The sequence below is a fragment of the Priestia sp. P5_B4 genome, from assembly GCF_056400385.1.
On record NZ_JBFULJ010000532.1, the window covers coordinates 1 to 2,628 of the forward strand.

Below are 2,628 nucleotides of genomic sequence, written 5' to 3' on the forward strand. Positions count from 1 at the left end.
GACCAGACAGACACCATTGTGATGATTCATTCTGTTATCACTGATCATACGCTTTTTGATTCTATTACTGCAGAATTAACCCAACATTATTCTGTTATTCAATACGATTTGAGAGAGACAGGAAACAGCGCCTCCGCTACAGGGGAAATATCGTTTGAGGCTCATATTGAAGATCTTTTCCACTTATTACATACGTTACATATAAAAAAATGTTACTTAGTTGGAGTGGGATTTGGAGGACAAATCGCTGTTAAATTTGCTGCTCGCTATGAATTTCTTATTGAAGGACTGATACTATTGTCTCTTCCTTTTTATTCCGATAGCACCCTTCAAAAGATTAAGAGATGTTACAACGAAGAAAGTAAAAACCAAATACCGGTAGATAAAATTTTCGAATTAGGCAAACTAGAGAGTTTGGAACCTACAAACATACAACAGGTAATTGAAAGACTAAAAAAATTGGATCCCGGGGTATATTTCCGCTTTCTTAAACTATCTATTACAGACAATCTATTTCAAGAGTTGACTAGTATTTCACTTCCTGTACTCACTTTATCTGGCCAACATGATTTGCTGCTTTCATCACAGTATCTGATTTCAAAAACGATGTTTTTAAAAAACTACAGTCATATGACCATACCTAACGCTCATTCTTCATTTCTAGTAAAAGAAAAAACAGCTTTACTCAAAGAAATTGTTATAGATTTTATTAAAAGTAATACACAACAATTACCTTCTTTAAAGAATGATCCTATGAAAATACTTAAGAACTGGGAAAGTGACACAGCTATAGATATACAAAAAGATTTTCATTCACATACACCCTCTCTTAAAGTRGATTTTTTGTACTCTTTTTCCGTCTATGTAAATGGCCAGCTTATTCCAGAAGGCTGGAATAAGCGCTTTGCTCAAGAAATTTTACTATATCTTATTTTTCATCATTCTATCAGCAGAGAACAGCTATGCGAAGCGCTGTGGCCTGACGTACCTTTAAGCAACGCCAAAAAAAATTTACGCGTCTATTTGTCTCATTTAAAAAAGCTATTGAACGCAGAAAGCGCAGAGCCGGTTTTACTTGTTAACAGGCAGCTCATTTCTTTAAACGCCGATGTGTCAAGCGATGGATTAGACTTACTAACTGACCTTCAGTGGATTACCGAACAGTCTGATCCGGCGTTGAAATTTAAGGAAGCTGAACAGCGACTGCACCAATTAGTTCCTCATTATTTAACAACGATTTATGACGATTGGTTCCTTGATATCCGAGTAAAAATAGAGATTATTCTTCTTGACTTATTAATCTGGATGAAAGAATGGCTTTGTGAGAATGGAAAAGTTTCAAAAGCCGTATTTTTACTCATTAAATTTATTGATTTAGTAGAAGAAAAGGAATTCATTTATGATGAAATTGTCGATTGCTATATCAAGCTCGATAACAATGAAAAATCAGAGTACTGGCTCGATCAAAAAATGCGGTATTTAGTTGAATAAAAAGGATGTGAATATATGAATTCGTATTGTGAGACGGTATTTAATCAAATAAACGTTAACATCCATTCCCTAACCGCAATTATTAATGACGTTACAGAAGAAGAGCTTGCTTATCGTCCCCTCCCTCACAAGCGGTCTATTCAAGAGCTGCTTCAGCATTTATGTCTCATTTGCAGTGCAGACTATTATATTTCCTTAGGCTACTCTGCAGATAAAATGAATGACTTTTATCTGCAGCATCCAGCTTATACAAAGCTTGAACTCAAAGCAGCTTTAGTAGAGGGCTTCAATCAGCTAAAAGCAGTTTAYTCTTCTTTTGACGAACAAAAGCTATTTTCACTGCAGACATCCTATTGGGGATGCACGTATACACGTTTTGAGTGGCTGCTTGAAATTCAGTCTCATTTATACCATCACCGTGCAGAACTGTATACGCTTCTAACCTGTTACCGCAGAAACGGATTGGATGTAGTGCTTTTTGAGTGATATAATTCTTTACTCTCTATATTTTCGTAGATTTTTAGAGTCCTAAAGGAAGCTTCTTTTATTTATTTACCATTTTCCATCCATTATGAAATATAATAGGAGAAATAGTAATAGCTTTTGTATATAGAAAGCTTTAAAAGAAAATGAGGTTGGGTTATGAGAGAAACAATCGTTGCAGCTTTAAAGAAAATTGAAGAAGATTACGACGTAAAAGTATTATACGCTTGTGAATCTGGAAGTAGAGCGTGGGACTTTCCATCTAAAGATAGCGATTATGATGTTAGATTTATTTATATTCATAAGAGGAATAAATATTTAAGCATTGATCCAATGGGTGTAGGTAAAAAGCGAGATGTAATAGAGCTACCTATTAATGACCTATTAGATGTTAGCGGCTGGGACTTAACCAAGACATTAAAACTTTTTAGAAAATCAAACCCACCCTTACTAGAATGGATGCAATCAAACATTGTATATTACAAGGCGTATTCAACATTTGATAAAATGAAAGAACTACATTCTAACATCTTTATTCCTACTTCTTGTATATACCACTATTTAAATATGGCTAGAAATAACTTTCGAGAGTATTTACAAGGTGACGAAGTAAAAATCAAAAAATATTTTTATGTTTTAAGACCTGTGCTAGCT

The 2,628-nt window shown here is 34.4% G+C and carries 3 protein-coding genes; all 3 read left to right on the top strand.

Going from position 1 to position 2,628, the window contains the following annotated elements; translation table 11 throughout:
* A partial coding sequence (locus tag AC1DRF_RS22500; RefSeq protein WP_477741734.1) for an alpha/beta fold hydrolase occupies positions 1 to 1,491 on the top strand: 1,491 nt, incomplete at its 5' end.
* Positions 1,492 to 1,506: 15 nt separating this feature from the next.
* Entirely contained in the window at positions 1,507 to 1,977 is a 471-nt protein-coding gene (locus tag AC1DRF_RS22505; protein WP_230183902.1) for a DinB family protein, read from the top strand.
* Between the two features lie 156 nt (positions 1,978 to 2,133).
* On the top strand, positions 2,134 to 2,628 hold a 495-nt coding region (locus AC1DRF_RS22510; RefSeq protein ID WP_477741735.1), incomplete at its 3' end, for a nucleotidyltransferase domain-containing protein.